15 protein-coding genes are annotated in these 15,954 nt (G+C 49.3%); 7 read left to right on the forward strand and 8 right to left on the reverse strand.

The window, feature by feature from the left end; all coding sequences use genetic code 11:
* The first annotated feature begins 406 nt into the window (after positions 1–406).
* Together ACO6V1_RS18175 and ACO6V1_RS18180 are read left to right on the forward strand one after the other, a co-directional pair.
* The gene (locus ACO6V1_RS18175; protein WP_422448569.1) at positions 407–1,294 is read left to right on the forward strand and encodes a hypothetical protein; all 888 of its coding nucleotides are present in this window, start codon (positions 407–409) and stop codon (positions 1,292–1,294) included.
* Positions 1,295–1,631: 337 nt separating this feature from the next.
* The gene (locus ACO6V1_RS18180) at positions 1,632–2,192 is read left to right on the forward strand and encodes a Smr/MutS family protein (RefSeq protein ID WP_422448571.1); all 561 of its coding nucleotides are present in this window, start codon (positions 1,632–1,634) and stop codon (positions 2,190–2,192) included.
* Positions 2,193–2,196: 4 nt separating this feature from the next.
* On the opposite strand, the gene ACO6V1_RS18185 is transcribed toward ACO6V1_RS18180, so the two are convergent.
* Positions 2,197–3,891, reverse strand: a complete 1,695-nt coding sequence (locus ACO6V1_RS18185) for an amidase family protein (RefSeq protein WP_422448573.1) — start codon at positions 3,889–3,891, stop codon at positions 2,197–2,199.
* Positions 3,892–4,391: 500 nt separating this feature from the next.
* A complete protein-coding gene (locus ACO6V1_RS18190) occupies positions 4,392–5,000 on the reverse strand; it encodes an acyl-CoA thioesterase (protein WP_422448575.1) in 609 nt (202 codons plus the stop codon).
* 461 nt (positions 5,001–5,461) lie between these two features.
* Here ACO6V1_RS18190 and ACO6V1_RS18195 point away from each other — a divergent pair, with 461 nt between their 5' ends.
* Entirely contained in the window at positions 5,462–7,150 is a 1,689-nt protein-coding gene (locus ACO6V1_RS18195; protein ID WP_422467922.1) for a hypothetical protein, read from the forward strand.
* Positions 7,151–7,481: 331 nt separating this feature from the next.
* Here ACO6V1_RS18195 and ACO6V1_RS18200 read toward each other — a convergent pair whose 3' ends face one another.
* On the reverse strand, positions 7,482–7,715 hold the full coding sequence (locus ACO6V1_RS18200) for a hypothetical protein (protein ID WP_422448579.1): 234 nt from the start codon (positions 7,713–7,715) through the stop codon (positions 7,482–7,484).
* Between the two features lie 87 nt (positions 7,716–7,802).
* On the opposite strand from ACO6V1_RS18200, the gene ACO6V1_RS18205 reads away from it, so the two are divergent.
* Positions 7,803–10,265: a hypothetical protein gene (locus ACO6V1_RS18205; protein WP_422467924.1), complete on the forward strand. Its 2,463-nt coding sequence runs from the start codon at positions 7,803–7,805 to the stop codon at positions 10,263–10,265.
* A gap of 78 nt (positions 10,266–10,343) precedes the next feature.
* The gene (locus ACO6V1_RS18210; RefSeq protein WP_422448583.1) at positions 10,344–11,426 is read left to right on the forward strand and encodes an ankyrin repeat domain-containing protein; all 1,083 of its coding nucleotides are present in this window, start codon (positions 10,344–10,346) and stop codon (positions 11,424–11,426) included.
* A gap of 61 nt (positions 11,427–11,487) precedes the next feature.
* Here the strand turns inward: ACO6V1_RS18210 and ACO6V1_RS18215 are convergent, their stop codons facing one another.
* Both ACO6V1_RS18215 and ACO6V1_RS18220 read right to left on the reverse strand, forming a co-directional pair.
* Positions 11,488–11,802, reverse strand: coding sequence for a DUF4286 family protein (locus ACO6V1_RS18215; RefSeq protein ID WP_422467926.1), 315 nt, complete (start codon positions 11,800–11,802; stop codon positions 11,488–11,490).
* A gap of 71 nt (positions 11,803–11,873) precedes the next feature.
* Positions 11,874–12,512: an O-methyltransferase gene (locus tag ACO6V1_RS18220; protein WP_209203402.1), complete on the reverse strand. Its 639-nt coding sequence runs from the start codon at positions 12,510–12,512 to the stop codon at positions 11,874–11,876.
* A gap of 115 nt (positions 12,513–12,627) precedes the next feature.
* On the opposite strand from ACO6V1_RS18220, the gene ACO6V1_RS18225 reads away from it, so the two are divergent.
* The gene (locus ACO6V1_RS18225) at positions 12,628–12,906 is read left to right on the forward strand and encodes a SelT/SelW/SelH family protein (RefSeq protein ID WP_163373176.1); all 279 of its coding nucleotides are present in this window, start codon (positions 12,628–12,630) and stop codon (positions 12,904–12,906) included.
* 49 nt (positions 12,907–12,955) lie between these two features.
* Here the strand turns inward: ACO6V1_RS18225 and ACO6V1_RS18230 are convergent, their stop codons facing one another.
* The 3 genes from ACO6V1_RS18230 to ACO6V1_RS18240 are packed head-to-tail and all read right to left on the reverse strand — an operon-like array spanning position 12,956 to position 14,521.
* Positions 12,956–13,621, reverse strand: a complete 666-nt coding sequence (locus ACO6V1_RS18230; protein ID WP_422467928.1) for a TIGR04211 family SH3 domain-containing protein — start codon at positions 13,619–13,621, stop codon at positions 12,956–12,958.
* 24 nt (positions 13,622–13,645) lie between these two features.
* Complete coding sequence (locus tag ACO6V1_RS18235; protein WP_209203405.1) at positions 13,646–13,945, reverse strand: YciI family protein; 300 nt, start codon at positions 13,943–13,945, stop codon at positions 13,646–13,648.
* Positions 13,946–14,521 (reverse strand): septation protein A, encoded by a 576-nt coding sequence (locus ACO6V1_RS18240; RefSeq protein WP_422448590.1) that lies wholly within the window; start codon positions 14,519–14,521, stop codon positions 13,946–13,948.
* A gap of 301 nt (positions 14,522–14,822) precedes the next feature.
* On the opposite strand from ACO6V1_RS18240, the gene ACO6V1_RS18245 reads away from it, so the two are divergent.
* On the forward strand, positions 14,823–15,713 hold the full coding sequence (locus ACO6V1_RS18245; RefSeq protein ID WP_422448592.1) for a PHP domain-containing protein: 891 nt from the start codon (positions 14,823–14,825) through the stop codon (positions 15,711–15,713).
* Positions 15,714–15,954: the final 241 nt, after the last annotated feature.

Raw genomic sequence — 15,954 nt, forward strand, 5'->3', positions numbered from 1 at the left:
GTTTCTGTACTTAATATGGGGAACCTGGAGATATTCTGTCATGACAATACACGCCATGACTGCCAGAACTTGATGACTATAAAGTCAGGAAATATCCATTTGAAAGTACAACATTTGCCGAAATAAAAAAATTTTTATGCGTTCTAATCTGTTGAACTTTTATAAGATTTCTAACGTTGAAATCTATCAATACGACGGTGAATATATAAACGTCGTGGCAAGCTGGCTGGTGTAACGGAGAAACTTTAATACAAAAGAGTGGTCTTAATCTGTAATTCAATAGTTCAATAGTTCAATGAATAGACTTAACTTAGAGTCAACGTTCGTTTCTGTTGATTCCTGTCTACAGGATTCTGCAGAGACACCTTTTATACCACCTTGTTGTGTTACCAGTTTACAGCCAAGGATGGTCGGCTATTATACGCAGATACTGGGTCCATACCGTCACGGATATTTAAATGAGGTAGTAATAAGTCAGAACACACCATCTTCTCCACGTTCGATTAATGATTTTTCAATTTCTCTTTTACCACCCACTGCAAGCGAATTAGTGCCTCCTGAATTATCACCAGAAAACCTTGATGAAATTTCAGGTTGTGACTCAGCCAGTGAATCTGTTGATAATGATTTTGCATCCACAGATTTAACCTCAACAAACTCTCAACAAATAGCTCAGCAATTCCCCCGGGAAAGTTTGTTAGCTGATCTTTCTCAGCCATCATCACGTCCAATTGCTGTTGCTGGTCCGTTGAATAAAGACACACAAAAGAAAGCCATAACGAAAATTATTGAGTTTAAAGCACCTGAATTGTCCGGTTCTGGTGAACCCCTACACCCCACACCCGCAGCAGCCCACGATCAGTCCAAGAAAGGGAAGGCTTCAGAACAGTCCGAGCAACGGAAGGCTTATCAGAAAGCTTACCGTAAGTCCGAGAAGTATAAGGCTACCCAAAAAGCTTACAGACTGTCCGAGAAAGGGAAGGCTACCAAACGAACTTACAGTCAGTCCGAGAAAGGGAAAGCTGCCAGACGAGCTTACGAACAGTCCGAGAAAGGGAAGGCTGCCAAACGAGCTTGGGCACAGTCAGAGAAAGGGAAGGCTTATGGACAGTCCGAGAAAGGGAAGGCTGCCAAACGGGCCTGGGCACAGTCCGAAATAGGGAAGGCTTACCAGAAGGCTTACCAGAAGGCTTACCAAAAGGCCTTCAAGATTTTCGGTGATGTAGAACAAGCAAAAGTCGCTGGTAAGCAAGCTGCAACCTTTATAATAGAATCAAATAAAGCAAAAAAATAAAATTTGGTTTCAACTTGAATTCAAGTCCATTTAGAAATCTCTTACTAGCAGGACTTGTTGCGCTCGTTGCTTTTTATTTCAACTGTGCGACGGTATCCCGCCGTGCCGGTTTTCGTATTTTGGGCAATCAAGGCACGCCATCCAATCAAATGGCTGTCAAGATAAGGTTCATTGTTATTTGTGCTAACTTCAATAGTCCGATAATTCAATGAGTCACTTTAACAAAACATCTCAACCAGAAACTACTCTCAAGTGGTTTGATGATACTGGCACAATTAGTACAATACCTTTCCGGTTAACTGTTAACCACCGTACTCAGCGATAAGTAGCCATTTTTATGCCAGAGCGAGATGACGAGCAAAGCTTTCAGGAAGCCATGAGGGATGTACAACCATTGGTTGGCAAAAAAGGCAACAAGACGCATTCTGGCATCCATCGCAAGACGAATTCAGATATTCCACAAAGCACTCTAAGGGCTCGCCGCAAGGCTGCCGAGCTGGACAAGCCATCCTCTGGTGCTGCACTCTCTGACGCCTGGATTGAGCCTGTCGATCCTGAACAGTTTATTGAATACTCTCAGCCCGGAATCCAGACCACAAGGCTCAGGCAACTGCGTCAGGGGACGATCCCGGTTCAGTTTCAAGTGGATCTGCATGGCTATAAGATTGATGAAGCCAGAGATCTTATCCATGAGTTCATTCAGGTTTCCCGCTACCGTGGGCTGACCTGTGTACGCATCATTCATGGTAAGTCTCACCGCAGCAAAGAACGACAATCGACGTTAAAGAGCCATACCAATCACTGGTTAAAACAGATACCGGATGTTCTGGCATTTTGTTCTGCCCCGCCTTCCGAAGGTGGCACCGGTTCTGTTCTGGTTCTGCTGAAGAGGAAATAAACCGCTAACTTTCCCGGTGCAGATAGTCACCAAAATAGATGGCCGGTTTTTTCATTCTCAGCTCATTACGTTCCCGGGTTACATTTTCAAACTCTTTTGCCAACGGCATAAAATGGTAAAGGTTGCAGTCATCTTCCGAAGTACTCATCAGGGTTAGTCCGACAGGCATACCATGAACTTTATCATGGCCAACAGGCAGAGTAATTGCAGGCACATCAAGCAAGTTGGCCAGACTGGTGAGCTGACTCAACTGCAATGAACTCCGTAAGTCAGCCATACCGTATTGTTTTTCGCCCCTGATAATATCTCTGCTCACTTCGGGAATCGTGGGCATCAGAATAACGTCAACGCCTCGATCTTTGAGTGATTTAAGGTGCTGTTTGAATTGCGCACGGTTTTCTCTGGCAACGCGCTTCATCCGATCAGTAAACGATTTGGCCAAATTCATATTCAGCTTGAGTTCCGGATCGGCCTGGTTCCGTTGATCATCCGATAACGCGGTTGAATTAAAGGCTTGCAGTTCTTCAGAGCCAAAAAGTACCACATGGGACAGGGCCAGTGCCCTGGCATTCCCGGGAGAGTTCTCAAGATCCATAAGGTGGACTTCCTGCACATTTCTGGCCTTGCCATATTTACTCTGCCAGCAGCCAATGGCCTGCTGGCATTTTTCTGCAACGGCCGGATTGGCAATGCCCATGGCATCCAGATCAATCGCCACACCCAGCTTCTGGTAGTCCAAACAGCGTTTATCTGGTCTGACACTGCTGGACGCCAGAAACGCCTTTGCAATATCGCCCACCTTAAGTCCTAAAATTCCTGACTCTACCATTGACTCCGGGTTATCTTTATAGGCTCCCCCTGTCTGATCAAGAAACGATTCAGCACGACTTTCTTCCTTGCCACACTTCCCCCCGACAATGCCCGTTGCTGCCGCGGGTATGCGGACAGAACCACCACCATCACTGCCGATGGCAATGGGCAACAGACCACTGCTGACCGCAACGGCACCACCAGAAGTGGAACCACCGGGAATTTTAGGTCGGCCATTTTTCCCCAGATAGGTATTAGCCAAAGGACCATCTTTGGGATTGATACCACTGGCACCGGCACCCAGTGCATGCTGGGTGTTGGTTTGCAGCAGGCAAAATTCATCAGAAGCACCAAGCATATCGAGAAACCTTGTGGTTACCGTTTGCTTAACACCATTCCCTTTCATTCCATGGGTTGCTGTCATCCCCTTTAAGTGAAATTCAGCCTTGACCGAAACGGGTATTTTATTATGTTGGAAATCAGCGGCTTGCAACGGCTGCTCAAAAATACCCTGTTCGCTGATACACCCTCTCTCTGACTCTGATAGTTGATCTGATTGGCAGGCTTTTTTAATAGCATCTGACATATTCTCAGCATTAACGCCACACCAGTCAGACAGTGGCTTATCCAGATGGCTATCAGGCTCCCGGTCAGGCTTGATTTCAGATAACAATTGCAGATATTCATTGTCGTTTATTGTCTCTTCATCACCAGCGGCCCGAGACGTAACAGCACTATCCGAACTCGCCTGGTTTATCCTCTGATCACTGAACGTCACTCTTTCGGGCATTGAATTCGATAATCCGGAAATAAACCGCATAATCGGTGTAACGATTTCAAAACGGGACATTCGTTCAAGAACATATTTCAGAAAAGGCCCTTTGTTCATGCGGCCCGAAGGAACCAGATTCTCAGCCCGGCATTGAGGGTATTGTTTAATTATACGATGGCAGAAGAACCCGGAGTCATTAGCCTTTGATTGTGAACAGAACTCACATGCAAGAGCTGCTGACTTCGATGCTGATAGTGCAGTTGACGCATCCATTTTGACCCCATCTTCTATATGTCTGCTTAAGTATCTATGTGTGTGCTATCCCTGAAGTGAATAAGTATGAAATAACTGTCATGTGAATGAAGCCACACATGATGAAAACTGAACCGTCGCTCCCAGCGTTGCACCCAATCAGTCTGTCTTCTGATAAAACGAATACAATAACGATGCGGGTTAAACAGGGAACTTGTCTGTTCCAGTCCACTGACCAGACCGGGCAACAGTCCAGCCTGTATACCAAAAATTTTTTCGCCAAAGTTCGGACAATGAACAGTAACATTAGTTCATTGCCAATATCCCAGATTTTGCCCTGTGAACTTTGAAAAAGTTCGATGAAGTTAGCTACTTGCTATCCCGCCCGCTTCAATTGTCTGAATATGGGCTTTCACTTCCTCTGGAATACTGGTCTTGCGATTGGTCAAAAAGTTAAACATAACGCCCGTTGCGGTACCGGTTGTGGTCACTTTGTTCAGGCTTTTACTGAAAATCGCATACTCCATGGTAAAACGGTCTTCCTGCACATCACGAACTCTTGAGCCCACCAGCAAGGTGTCTGGATAGGTAACCGGAACCTTGTAAAAGCATTGGGTATGACTGATCACCGGGCCAATACCACTGCCTTTCGCTTTTTCCATCATCTGCATTTTGCCGAAATAATCGATCCGGGCTGATTCAAAATAACGGAAATACACGACATTATTGACATGCTGAAGGGCATCCATATCCCCCCAGGCTACGGGTATCTCAGTGATAACGGTATAGTCTTCCAGCAGGTGCTCCACAGTAATTACTCCTTTTTTCTTTCTATTATTGTGTGCATTTAACAGGAATGCGCGTGCAACCATAAAGGGAATTCGGGTAATTAACAACAGATCGGTAACCTTCTGCTCGGTGCCTACACGCCAGGTCTCACCTGGATGGGCTGTAAAACCGGCCTTTCTACTCACCTTCTCTCTGAATACGCTTTTGATAAGGTGTGCCGCCAGGCTTCGGTCATCCTCTCTATCCGTCGAGGTAAGTTGATTGCCAGCACCGAGCCAGGCTCTATTACTCTGGCCAGTCCAGGGATATTGACCTGAGCAGGTCGATTTAGGAATTGTTACGAAATAATTTCCACATTTTGAACTCGATCTCCGTTCATCCTGAGTGCTGAGCTTGTCGAAGTATCGAAGGGTGATTGGCACAATACATGAGGCCGGAGTTCACGCCCTTCGACAGCCTCAGGACGAACGTAGTTTTGAAACCCAGAAGTGTGGTCATTATTTCAGAACAGCTCCTTAACCGGTCCCCTGCTCCCCATATTCCGGGGAGCAGCCGCTTTTTTCGCGCCATTTGCAACCCTTTCCCCATTTATCTGTCTATATTGTCTGAGGCTTCATGAAACGCTGGATTCACTGAGGAAGTACCGATGGCAATAACAAGATGGCTGATTTTCACTCTCCTTTGCGGGATAACCGCGCTCGCCGCCGCTTATCCTGAAGCTGACCAACAGGGCGCTGTTTATAAAGGGCTGCAGGATGTCCATACCATCGCAGAAATGCAGGGAATCAACCCCCGGGATACAACGGTCCGATGGGAAATCGGCGACAATAATCTGCAGGAGTGGCTGCTCGCTCCCTGGAACAAACTGAAAGTGGACGAAGCCCTTGCCGTTTACCAACAGCAGTACGGCTCTATCACCCAGACGGCTGCCAGAGTGGTCATTGGTGCCATCAGCAATAATTTTGATGCCTCTGGCCATCTGATTACCGAAGCTGAACGCCAGCAGCTGTTAGAGCGGGTTCAGCAGACTCAATATCTTCAGAGGTTTCACCCCAGAGCCCGGGCCATAACCATCGCCGATGCTGATGCGCAGTTTTTCCCCAGTGATGTATTTTTTACCAATAATCTGGCTCAGGCTTCCAATGTTGCCGCTAACCAGAAATCATCCAGTACGCTTATTCTGAGAAATACCCCGGTCTTTGTGCTTGGTCAGTTAACGACTATTGACTCAGCAGGTCTGGAGTCTGCCGAAGATAGCTGGGTAGCCCTGTGGCGTCCGGAGTTTGGCCTCAAGTTCACCAAGGCAAGGCATATCGCTTTTGTCGATGACTCTCTGGCGGGTGAACTTCCCGTTTCATCCCGGGATCCTGACAACCAACTGAAACTGACCGTCACCAGCCGGGTCAGAAGTCAGGACCTGAACCAGCGGTTGCCTTTAGGCACCCCGGTATACAGCCTGAGTGGCAGGTACTTTTTCGCTGCGCGAAACCATCAACCTCCGGCATCCCGGCAGATAGAATCATCAGAGTTACGGCTTTATTCTGCCCAACTGTCCCCGGTGGAATTATCGGTTGATCCTGCGGGGAAACTGGATAACCAGGTGATACAAGTACCACTTCCCCTGAGTTACCAGAACTATCTGAACCAGCTGAGTAATACCCTGTTAAAATACCCGTCAGACTATGTTGCGCCGGAACACAATGAGAACCGTTACTTTGCCTTTGGCGAAGGCACCATTGGCCCTGACGGCGAAAGGGGGATGGACGCTTCTACTTTCGTCCTGAAGCTCATTCAGCCTTTTGGCAAATGGCTTCCCAGATATTCCGTTCATCAGGTTGAAGAAGGCATCAAAAACCGTCTGATCATGACCACTCAACATGCATCCCCGGAGGAAAACTATCAGGCCATGCTGAATCATTGCCAGGTGGGTCATTTTGTCTCCGTGGGACGTGGCAGCAATATGGCCTGTCTGGGCAGTATTACCCTGTATCAGCTGGGACAGCTCAGTGACCAGGCCTATGCGGATGCGGTAACTACCGGAGGGATGACAGATCAGGACCGTGTCCCACTACTGGCACTCAGCACCGTCGGACTGACAACCATAGAGGATGTTATGATCAATAAACCGGCAGGTTCTATGGAATTCCAGGCAACCGGTGAAACGCTGCCGCTGTATCTGGCGGCAAAAACGTCAATGCCCGTCTGGTATATTACTGGTAAGGCGGCAGTCTACCCCGTCTTTAAATCGGGCTATCTGAGCAGCCTTATCCGCGATGGCAGATCACTGACATTTTACCGTTATTTTGAGCCTGTAGGCGCGACACCCGGTGATTGAGCTTCCGGGCACAAACTTCAGGTAGCAAAGGAAGGCGCATTCCTGCCTTCCTGCTGTCTCATTCGGCTGATACATCACATTCCAATGAGTTTGATGAATACAATCTCCGTTCACCCTGAGCGGAATCTGGACGTCATTGATAGAAGGAAACCATCAATGGAACCTATTAATTATTTTGAGGTCAAATTCCGGAATTTCCATTCCATGCTTGAAAGGTTTCATTCTGAGAGCAACAGCACCACCTTTCTACCCTTCGGGATCGATTGATCGACGAGCTGGTTCAAGCGGGACTCCTCACCGCTCCCGAAGTGCATTTAACGGTAAACAAGTATCAAACCATCAGTCTCAGAGAAGTACGACGCCGCTCCATGTCGATAGTAAATGCGTTGAAGATGCCTTTTGGGAAAAACAACCATTTCAGGGTCGTAAAGTCACCTCGGCTGTTGTCCTTAACGCCTATGGGAATGATACAACGTCCCTTCGACCTGGCTTCTTCCTGCAAAAACTGTGCTTGCAGAACATTCTCCATGGCAATAGAAAAGTTACCCCGGATCAGGTCATTCAAGAATTCAACCGTAAACCGGATCGAAATAATAAGTGCAAATTAGCCTTGGCACGCTTTATGCAGCACTGTCTCCATAGGGGCATGCCGGTGAAGGGCCAGAGTGTCACGCCGGATATGGTGGTTAAGTATTTCCCGGATGGTCCGGAAGGCAAACTGGGGTTAGCAAGGTTCAAAGAAGAATGTTGCCTGAGTGGCCTGCCGTTAAATGGCCAGCAGGTCACGACGGAAGCAGTGTTCAGGAATTATCAGGCCATCAGGGCAACACTGGAGCTGGCACGCTTCAAATCGGAATGTTGCCTGAGGGAGTTGTCGTTGCATGGTCGGCGGATCACACCGGAGGCAGTGGTTAGAGGTTGTCAGGCTGCCATGGCAACACTGGAGCTGGCGCACTTTAAGGAACAATGGTGCCTCAGGGGTCTGCTGTTGAATGGCCAGCAAATCGCACCGGATGCAGTGGTTAAGGATTATCAGACCGCCAACGCAACACTGGACCTGGCACGCTTCAAGCAAAAATGTTGCCTGAAGGGCCTGGCGCTGAATGGACAGCCGGTCACACCGGACGAGGTCGTTCAGAGTTACCCGGATAGTCCGGAAGGCAGGCTGGGGATAGCGCGCTTCATAACGGAGTGTTGCCTGCAGAACCTGCCACTGAATGGTTGGGAAGTCACAACAGATATGGTGGCCAGGAATTATCAGGCAGCCAACGCAACATTGGAGCTCGCCCACTTTAAGCAACACTGTTGCCTGATGCGGCTGCCGTTGAATGGTCAGCAGGTCATACCGGATGCAGTGGTTAAGGCTTTCCCGGACAGTCGGGAAGGCCAACTTGGCAAGGCACGCTTTAAAGCAGAATGTTGCCTGAAGCGCCTGGTGTTGAATGGCCAGTTCGTCAACCCGGATGAAGTGTTAAGGGGTTTTCAGGCAGTCAATGCAACACTGGAGCAGGGACGCTTCAAAGCGGAATGTTGCCTGAAGGGCCTGACGTTGAACGGCCAGCAGGTCTCACCGGATGCTGTGGTCAGGGATTATCAGGCAGCCAGGGCAAAACTGGAGCTGGCACGCTTTACAGCGGAATGTTGCCTGAGGGGCCTGACGTTGAATGGCCAGCCCGTCGCACCGGATGCCGTGGTTAAGAATTATCAGGCAGCCAGGGCAATACTGGAGCTGGCGCGCTTTAAGCAACAATGTTGCCTGAAGGGCCTGGCGTTAAATGGCCAGCCGGTCACCCCGGATGAGGTGGTCAGGGATTTCCCGGATAGTCCGGAAGGCAAACTGGGAATAGCGCGTTTTAAGCAATACTGTTACCTGAGGGGCATTGCATTGAATGGTCAGCAGGTTACATCGAATGAGGTGGTCAGGGGTTATCTGGCAGTCAAGGCAACACTGGACCTGGCACGCTTTAAGGAACAATGCTGCCTGAAGGGGCTGCTATTAAATGGCCAGCAGGTTACCCCGAAAGAGGTGGTTAAGGGGTTTCAGGCAGCCAGAGCGACACTGGAGCTGGCGCGCTTTAAAGCGGAATGTTGCCTGAGGGGCCTGCCATTGGGCGGCCAACAGGTCTCAACGAAAGCGGTGGTCTCTGCTTATCAGGCAGCTTCAGCAGTACTGGAGCTGGCGCGCTTCAAAGAGGAATGTTGTCTGAGAGGCCTGACATTAAATGGCAAGCTGATTACAACGGACGAAGTGGTCAGGGGGTTCCCGGAAAGCCCCGAGGGCAAACTGAGATTAGTGCGCTTTAAGGAAGAATGTTGCCTGAGGGGCCTGACCTTGAATGGTCAGCAGGTCTCACCGGATGCAGTAGTTAAGGGTTATGAGGCAACCGGGGCTGTGCTGGAGCTGGCGCGCTTCAAAGCGCATTGTTGCCTGAAGGGCATGCTGTTGAATGGTCAGCCGGTCACACCGGATTCGGTGGTTAAGGCTTGTGAGTGCGGCGGTTGGTTACTTCAAAAAGCCATTTTTTATGCTCAGCTGGCATTGAATGCCAGGGAATTGGACATTACCTGTCCGTATGACCAGGAAGTATTGGCAGCGTTTAATGAAGTACCCGGTAATCATTGTTCAAAGCAAACCAGGTATCTGATGCTAAGGCTGCAACAATCTCAGCGGGACCATGAAACCGGTGAAGCCCGGAGTTTGCTGCAAGAGGCCTGGCAAATTTTGAACAGCGTATCGGTCAAAGGTGCAGAGGAACTTCGACTGGAATGTGTATTGACATTCATGGCTATGTATTATGGGCTGCCAATCAATCACCAGAAAGTGTCAGCAGAGCAGGTATTGCAATCCATCAAAACCCTGAGAAGTTCAGTTCAGACTTTACGCCTGCATTTCTTCTTCATGGCACACTGCTGCATCACGAAACAACCTGTAGATGGACAGGTAATCCATGAGGAACAGGTTCTGGAGTGTCTGCACAGTTTTTCTAAAGGTAGCAAAATGTCCCATGCTTTAGGCTGCTGGTTTGAACAGTCCGGCCCCGAAGCCAATGTTATGGATGAGATACTGTTGCTTCGGGAAAATACCATAGCCCTCGACAGTGATTGGCAGCTGTGAGCTGAGTGGTCGACCAGCGTCTGACGTGACAACTCTGTTAAGAAGCCAAACCAGAAGAATTTAACCCTGGAGCCTGATATGAATCGTGTTAGAGGTGTCTTTCATCTGCCCCGTGAGACTGTCAACCCGGATCCCGTTCATGAACCTCATGATAAGGTCCCGGCGGTACCTGAATTCACTGAGGCGGCGAGCAGGTTTCTGAATTCGGCAGAGATAGACGAGTTCGTTGGCAACGCCAGGTCCGTTGCGGCCGAGTTGCTTGCTCCCGATGGTTCCCTGGTGGATAGCTGGAACCTGCCCCATCAGCTTAACCCGTTTCATATTGCCTGCCTGGCGAAGAATAACGAGCTGTTGGAAGCCGCGCTTGAAGCCCCTCAATGGTGGAACATGATTGATCAATGCACCGCTGTCATTGATGTGAATGAACTGGCCGTTACTGCGGGTGATAAGAAAATGCCAGTCATGAACGGTGACCCTCCATTGCATTTTGCCCTGTCTAATGGCTGGAATGCCGGGGCTATAAGACTCATTAACGCACTTCTCAGCGCCGGAAAAATTGCCGATACGGTGAATAACACCGGCATTAGTACATTAAGCCTGGCTGCGGCCAGGAGCAACCTTAATGTAGTATCCGAGCTTTGTGATTATCTCTGTCATGAATTTCGCCAACTTTACTCCCAACGCTTTCTGATGCACCGCACAAACAATCAAAGCAATCTGCTGCATCACGCTGCACAGCAGCCAGATCCGGAGGTCTTTGAGTTTCTGCTGAAAGAGCAGCTTGCGGGTACTGGACGATCAACACTGCATCAGCCGGATGAGAGCGGGAAGACTCCGGTTGACCTGATTAAGGATTTATTGCTTGAAAGGCGCAGAATTGCCTTGAATGAAGCTGACAATTCCATGATGGCAGTTTACGCAAAGCGGCGAAAAATTGATTCGCTCCTGGCATTGTCAGACTATAAGAAGCAATTGGATAGCAATGATAGCCTGACGCGGAAATACTTTAAGGATTGCGGCTATCCTGATGGTCCATGGCAAAAGTTTTATATGGAGAATATTCTCGAGGCTGAACAGTTGCAGGCTCAATCCTCCTGGAATTCCAGCTGGTCAACCCCCGGGACATCTGCTCTGATTTCTGAGCAGCCTATGAGCCACTAATCCAAAAAACGGTCCAGAAATAACTAACCTGATTTTCTCTGCCCGGCCCCGGGTTTGACGATCAGTCGTCTTCCTTTAATACACGACGATATGCTGTGAACTGATGACCAAACGTGTCAATGCCCTCCTGGCGAAATGCAGGAGCAAGGTGTGCCAGGTAGTGATCCAGCGCATCCTGCCCGGACACTCGATAGCGAATGGAAAAACCGGTTGAATAAGGTCGTGCTGTCAGCTGATCATCTACCGTCAGCTTCAGTATCTCCGCACTGTGAAACCCTTCGGCCTTCAGCACAGCATCAACATGTGGCTTTAGCCAGGCCCTGAACTCATCCACAATTTCATTATCCACCAGACAATTGACTTCATAGATAATCATGAACGCCCCCTTCTTAAATACTCATTTGCGAGTAATGGATAATAGTGGATAAATGGCAGAAAGGCAGAAGGTCAGACTTTTCGCACAATATTTAAACCATGCCGGATGGGCAGCAGCACACTCTCAAGGTTTGGGTGCTGATAAATGTAACGATTCAGATCGGCAATCACCTGATCACGCTCCTCCTGAGGGTCAAGCACCTTCCCTTTCCAGAGGGCATCATCAATCACCACAAGCCCGTGAGGGTTCAGCATGGGCAGTACCAGCTCCAGATAATCGCGGTACTTCTTCTTGTCTGCATCAAGAAACACCAGGTCCAGTTTTTCCGCTGTTAATTCCGGGATAGTATCCAGCGCCCTGCCAAAGAGCACTTTGACTTTATGACCATGGGGAGACCGGTCAAAAAACTCTTGTCCAATGGCAATGGACCGTGGGTTGGTTTCACAGGCATACACCACGCCATCATCGGGCAAACCTTCTGCCATGGATAGCGCTGCGTAGCCGGTAAACATACCAATTTCCAGCACGGTTTTACTGCGGCTGATCTTAACCAGCATTTTCAGGGTCTGCCCTACCAGCCGACCGGAGAGGTTAACGGGGTAACGGGTTCTGTCCACCGTGGCCTGAGCCAGCTCGGCCAGAAGCGGAGACTCACCGGACGTCATCGTCTGGCAATAGTTTTCTATTGCTGGATCAACCATCCAATCCATGCACTGTACCTTTCTTAATAAAAGAACCTTGATAAAAAGGGCACTCTCCATGAAGATGAGGCCACAATTTATAAAGCGTTAAAGAAATCAGCGGCGAATTTTAAGCGAGGGAGCCATGACAGAAAAGCCCGTTATTGAGATAGAGTACTGCAGTCAATGCCAATGGCTGTTGCGTTCTGCCTGGCTGGCACAGGAGCTGTTAAGTACCTTCAGTACTGATATAGGGGAAGTTCGGTTAAAGCCGGGAACAGGGGGCATCTTCATCATCAGGCTCAATGGCGAAGAGATCTGGGAACGGAAAAAGAATGGCGGTTTTCCTCAACCCAAGGAAATCAAACAGAAAGTCAGGGACGTGATTGCCCCTGAAAGAGATCTTGGCCACAACGACCGTTGAGGGAGGTCAGATTCATCTAACCTCACCTCTGGAAACTCTAAGATAAACCCTAAACCCAGGCGCTCTCTTTCTTGCGGATTTTCAACATCGGCAGGAACAAACCAAGCAGAATACCCAGTAATATTGTGCCACCACCAAAGAGATACCAGCGCAGGCTGGTGTCTCTGAGCAGCTGACGATTTTCCGCCTGCAGCACCTGCAACTGGTTTTTCAGCCGTTCGTTTTCCTCAACCAGCTGCTGGTTACGACGATCTATCGCCAGGGGCTCAGCAGAAATATCCTGAAGTCGTTTCAGCTCCACCTGCTGGCGATCCAGTTTATTATCCGCCTTGTTGAGTTCGGAGGTTACCTCTTGCAGCTGACCATCCCGTTCAATCAGGCGTTTTTCCAGCGCTTTATTGTCCGCCGCCATTTTTCTGGCCCGATCCAGGGCCGCAGGTAACTGGCGAAAAGCCGGTGGGTTGGTCATCAGGTATTGTGTCGGTACATAACCTTCCTGATCACCGTATTTCACTTTACTGAAGCCCTTGCCGGAATTTTCTTCCAGCAGTACCAGCGAAGTGCCGGTCTTCAGTCCACGGTGCAGAATCCGGTATTCATTACCGGGTCCGCTGCGCATGGGCACATAGGTAATATCAGTGATATATCGTGTCTCTGCACAGACCTGCCCGATCCATAACAACCCGAACAGAACAGCCAGCCAATGTTTTTGCATTTTCACAGGTATCAGCATCTCAAATCACGGCAGAACTTTTTTAAATGGCTTAACGATAACCTGTCGATAAACGCCAGCCTCAATATAGGGATCTGCATCTGCCCAGGCCTGGGCTTCGGTTAAGCTGGCAAATTCGGCAACCACCAGACTCCCGGTAAAACCAGCCTCTCCCGGATCATTGCTGTCTATGGCAGGACAGGGACCGGCCAGCACCAGCTGCCCTTTATCCTTTAATTGCTGAAGCCGCTCAAGGTGTGCGGGGCGCGCCTTCATTCGCAAGGGCAGGCTATTATCGACATCTTCACTGAAAATAGCGTAGAGCATTTATTTCTCCTCAGTCTGAATATGTTTTGAAATCACCAGAAACTGACCAATCACAAACAGGAATGTCAAAATAAGGCTGCCAAACACTTTGAAGTCCACCCAGATATCGTGGAAGGTAAACGCCACAAAAAGGTTGGCCGCCCCCAGAAGAATAAAAAATACCACCCAGCTGATGTTCATCTTGAGCCAGATATTGTCCGGCAGTGTCAGGGCGTGTCCCATCATCCGCTCCAGCAGGGTCTTTTCACCAATAAACTGACTGCCCAGAAAAGCAACCGCAAAGATCCAGTTGACGATTGGGGTTTTCCACTTCAAAAAAGCTTCATCGTGAAACGTCAGTGTCATGCCCCCAAACAGCATAACCGCCGCGAGCGTAACCACATGGCTTTTTTCCAGCGCACGGTTTTTCAGATACAGGCTGCCGTACACCAGAACGGAAGCAACCATCAGCACCAGAGTTGCGCTGAACGGTCCACCCAGTTCAAAGTCATTTGCCCCCAGACTGACCGTTCTCGGGTCCATTTTATAGACGACAAAGAAAAGAATCAGAGGAATAAAGTCAATTATTTGCTTCATATTTGGCCAATCAGAGTAGAATAGGAGGCACCAATCAGGAGGCTGTCCGAGAATAGCGCCCGTAGCGAGGACGGCAGAAAATTGAGGATAAAAATTCGGTTTTGTGAGGTGAATAGCGGGGCTATTTGCCGAACAAAAGCGGATTTTTAGACCAATTTGCTGCCGCCACAGTAGGGCAGTCTATTCTCGGACAGCCTCCTAGTCACCCCGTTAGTAAATAACGGTCAGGGAGTTTGAGCCTGCTGGCAATAACAGTCAAACTACATAATAAACTAATTGAATTTCAGGGTAAGAGGCAATTTTGATTTCCATTGATTTACACAGCCACACCACCGCTTCTGATGGAACTCTTGACCCAGTTGAACTCTACCTCCGGGCTCAGGAACGACAGGTCCATACCCTGGCCATTACCGATCATGACACCGTTGCTGCCCATTACTTCCTCAGAGACCACCAGCCTGAGGGGGATATTCGATTAATCACCGGCATTGAGCTCTCCACTACCTGGTCGGGTGCTGAAATTCATATTGTCGGTTTGAATTTCTCCCTTGATCACCAGGACCTGGAGCTGGTCATAAAAGCCCAGGGCGAGTCCCGCAGAAAACGCTCACATCATATTGCCGAACGGCTGGCCCGCCGTTTGCCAGAATGGAATGCCGATCAGATTTTCCGCAAAGTCCTTGAGGTTGCGGTTGAACAACAGCAAAACAGCCATCATGGCTTTATGCTGAAACCGGACGACGTGCAGATTGGGCGGCCACACTTTGCCCGCTGGCTGATCAGTGAAGCACGATGCCATGATATGGATGCTGCGTTTCGCAAGTACCTCGATAACAGCAAAATTGGCAACCTTAAAGCCTTCTGGCCAAAGATGAGTCAGGGCGTTGCCTGGATCCGGGCACTGGGAGGAACGGCCGTTCTTGCCCACCCCGGAAAATACCGGATGACCGCCACCAGACTCCGGGCTCTGATCAAAGACTTTACCCTGGCAGGCGGGCACGCCATGGAGGTTCAAGGCTCTAACCACCCACACAGTCAGGTAGAGCAAATGGCACGCTATTGCCGGGAGTTTAACCTGATGGCATCACAGGGCAGCGATTTTCATAACCCGGACTACCCGTGGGTTGATATTGGTCGACTGCCTCCCTCTCTCCCTGCCAACCTGAAACCGGTTTGGGATATCTGGACATAGCACCTGCTGTGGCCGGGGAAGAAGGTGAAATCATTACCGTGTTGTCTGGGTAACACCCGTGAGTAATCACAAACAGAAATGTGAGCCCCACTGGCCAGCTCTTCTTTCCTGCTGACCTCAGTGTTATGATGCGCCACCGCTTTTGCGCAATCACCACCGTGCTCTTTCGCTGAAGCATCACTCTTTCGGCTGAAGGCTATTTTTTTAGCTAAAGACCCTTTTCTTGCTGAAGGCTCTACTA

The sequence above is a fragment of the Endozoicomonas sp. ALC013 genome (assembly GCF_049310205.1).
Lineage (GTDB): Bacteria > Pseudomonadota > Gammaproteobacteria > Pseudomonadales > Endozoicomonadaceae > Endozoicomonas.

Bases quoted from the DNA above. Each gene is read 5' to 3' on its own strand.
- ACO6V1_RS18185 (WP_422448573.1), bottom strand. From the start codon at position 3,891: ATGAACAAAGGGCCTTTTCTGAAATATGTTCTTGAACGAATGTCCCGT.
- ACO6V1_RS18195 (WP_422467922.1), top strand. From the start codon at position 5,462: ATGGCAATAACAAGATGGCTGATTTTCACTCTCCTTTGCGGGATAACC.
- ACO6V1_RS18240 (WP_422448590.1), bottom strand. From the start codon at position 14,521: ATGAAGCAAATAATTGACTTTATTCCTCTGATTCTTTTCTTTGTCGTC.
- ACO6V1_RS18220 (WP_209203402.1), bottom strand. From the start codon at position 12,512: ATGGATTGGATGGTTGATCCAGCAATAGAAAACTATTGCCAGACGATG.
- ACO6V1_RS18230 (WP_422467928.1), bottom strand. From the start codon at position 13,621: ATGCAAAAACATTGGCTGGCTGTTCTGTTCGGGTTGTTATGGATCGGG.
- ACO6V1_RS18225 (WP_163373176.1), top strand. From the start codon at position 12,628: ATGACAGAAAAGCCCGTTATTGAGATAGAGTACTGCAGTCAATGCCAA.
- ACO6V1_RS18180 (WP_422448571.1), top strand. From the start codon at position 1,632: ATGCCAGAGCGAGATGACGAGCAAAGCTTTCAGGAAGCCATGAGGGAT.
- ACO6V1_RS18175 (WP_422448569.1), top strand. From the start codon at position 407: ATGGTCGGCTATTATACGCAGATACTGGGTCCATACCGTCACGGATAT.
- ACO6V1_RS18215 (WP_422467926.1), bottom strand. From the start codon at position 11,802: ATGATTATCTATGAAGTCAATTGTCTGGTGGATAATGAAATTGTGGAT.
- ACO6V1_RS18235 (WP_209203405.1), bottom strand. From the start codon at position 13,945: ATGCTCTACGCTATTTTCAGTGAAGATGTCGATAATAGCCTGCCCTTG.
- ACO6V1_RS18210 (WP_422448583.1), top strand. From the start codon at position 10,344: ATGAATCGTGTTAGAGGTGTCTTTCATCTGCCCCGTGAGACTGTCAAC.